Genomic DNA, 2,565 nt, shown 5'->3' on the forward strand with positions numbered 1-2,565 from the left:
GCTGTGCGACGCCTTGATGGAAAGCGACAAAGCATGACCAGAACCATTCTTATTCTCGGCACCAATGCCGGCCAGGCAGACTTGATCCGGCACATAGGGTGGCAGTATGAGTCAACCGGTTCCCGTAATGCGACAACGTATCGGCCGACGGATTTTCGAACGGCCAACCCACCCCCGCTAGGTCGACTCGACTTTAGACAAGGAATAAAGAATGATTGATCTTTCTCATGTTTTCGACCGGCTTTTTCCAATCTGCCGCAGCATTACGGGGCCGGGGCTACGGGAAAGCCTTGAGATTCTCGGTGAATACATGCCGCTTAAACAGCATGCTGTAGCGAGCGGAGAACAGGTTTTGGACTGGACGGTGCCGAACGAATGGTCCGTCGAGGGCGCGCAACTCATCGGACCGAATGGCGAGATGATCTGTGATTTCGCGATCAACAATCTGCATCTAGTGAACTATTCGATCCCCATGCAGGCCAGCCTTTCACTGGAGGAACTGCAGCCATATTTGCATTCGTTGCCGCATCTGCCCGACGCTATTCCCTATGTGACGAGCTATTATAACCCCCGCTGGGGTTTCTGCCTACCACATCGACAGCGGACGGCATTACCCGATGGGACATATCGGGTAGATATCCGCACTACACATGCCCCCGGCGCCGTCAATTTCGCCACTACCCGGCTTGAAGGGGACAGTGACGAAACCGTATTGATCTCCTCCTATCTCTGCCATCCGAGTATGGCAAACAACGAATTATCTGGCCCGCTCGGACTTTTGCGGCTTTATGAGCATATCAAAGCAATGCCGCACCGGAATTATACATATGAATTCCTCCTCTGCCCTGAAACCATTGGCTCGATTGCCTATCTGAGCCAGTTTGGCGCCGAGATCGGCCCCCGACTGGCCGGCGGGATGGTACTGACCTGCTTGGGTGGGCATCGCCCCACGCTCAATTTCAAGCTATCCCGGCGCGACTGGCTAGGCCGGCCCGGCACGATGGACCGCTTGGCTCGCCACTTCGCCGTCACCTACCCCGATCAATTCGAGTTGCGGCCGTTCACCCCTGTTTCCGGCTCCGACGAGCGGCAGTTTTGCTCGCCCGGTTACGACTTCCCGGTCATCCAAGCTGCGCGAACAGTTTACGGGCAATTCGTAGAATATCATACCTCAATGGACGACAAACGCTTCATGCGTATCGAACAAGTGGAGCGGGCCGCAGACAGGCTTGCAGAGTTCATTGAGGTCTTCGATACTGAAGGGGCCCCTCTCAAGAATACCCAACCCTATGGCGAGCCACAGCTTGGACGCCGGGGTCTCTATCCCACGATCAATTCCCCAATGAATCGTGGCAATTCGACAGACAATGCGACGGATCAGCGCCAGACTCTGAATCGGCTTCTGATGATATTGTCACTATCGGATGGCTCACGCGGATTATTGGAAACCGCGGAACGGATCGGGTGTGGCCCGGACCAGTTGCTGCCGATCATCCGCGAGTTACGCCGCCAAGATATTCTGGTCGCCGAAAGGAGAGTTTGACAATGTCCATCACCATTATCACTGGGGATCACCCGCGCCATCGCTATCTCGCGGATCGTCTGGCAGAGGCCGGGATCCTGACTGGCTGGATAATCGAACAGCGCAAGCCCTTCGTGCCGGAGGTTCCCGCTGGCCTTCCCGACGACCTCGGCAGGCTTTTCGCGCTGCATTTCCGCCGGCGCGAAGAGGCTGAGGAGCGCTTTTTCGGCCAGCCCTCGCTGCCTGACGGGCTGCGAATGCATTACGTTACTCCGGACAGTCTGAACGAGCAGGCGAGCGTTGATTTCTTGAAGACCTGCGCGCCGCGGATCGTTCTGTCCTACGGCTGTCACAAGATTGCCGATGCCGTGATGGCAGCCCTGCCTGGGACAACTTTCTGGAACACCCATGGCGGCCTTTCACCGCAATATCGGGGCGTAACCACGCATTTCTGGCCAAGCTACATGCTGGAGCCGCAGATGACCGGGATGACCTTACACGAAACAACCTCTGCCATTGACGGAGGTGCTATTATTCATCAGACTGTTGCCCCACTCGACCGCAATGATGGATTGCACGATATCGCCGGACGTACAGTCAAGGCCTATGCCGATGAGTTGCCGCCCCTGCTGAGAACCGTACTGGAACGGGATCTACCTTCTGGGAAGGTACAGAAGACTAGCGGGAAAATCTGGACCAGTGCCGACTGGCGGCCCGACCATCTCCGCCTGATATACGAAGTCTATAATGATCGTATCGCGGCCGCCGCCGTTGATGGCCTTATTCAAGGCCGTACGCCGATCTGCATGAGCGTTCTTGCCTAGGGGAGGCAGATCCACCGGGGCCGGTTTTACTGATCCATACCATCGCAAGTGATGGTATGGATCAGGTACCTCTGATACGGGGCTGAATACTCATGTCGAGGAGGGCATTCTCTGTCCCCCCGGTTCCGCCTCCTGGCCCAGAACCCTACGCGCAAGACGACTGGGCGTGGCATTCTCGCCCGTTTGGAGCGCCTTCAGGTCCTCCCCGAACCAATACGG

Annotated in this window: 2 protein-coding genes; both read left to right on the plus strand. The window is 56.8% G+C overall.

The features are described from left to right. The first annotated feature begins 211 nt into the window (after positions 1–211). Positions 212–1,543, plus strand: a complete 1,332-nt coding sequence (locus BLT64_RS25760; protein ID WP_011746439.1) for a DUF4910 domain-containing protein — start codon at positions 212–214, stop codon at positions 1,541–1,543. 2 nt (positions 1,544–1,545) lie between these two features. After that, the gene (locus BLT64_RS25765; RefSeq protein ID WP_011746440.1) at positions 1,546–2,346 is read left to right on the plus strand and encodes a formyl transferase; all 801 of its coding nucleotides are present in this window, start codon (positions 1,546–1,548) and stop codon (positions 2,344–2,346) included. Positions 2,347–2,565: the final 219 nt, after the last annotated feature.

The organism is Paracoccus denitrificans, from assembly GCF_900100045.1.
Classification (GTDB): Bacteria; Pseudomonadota; Alphaproteobacteria; order Rhodobacterales; family Rhodobacteraceae; genus Paracoccus; species Paracoccus denitrificans.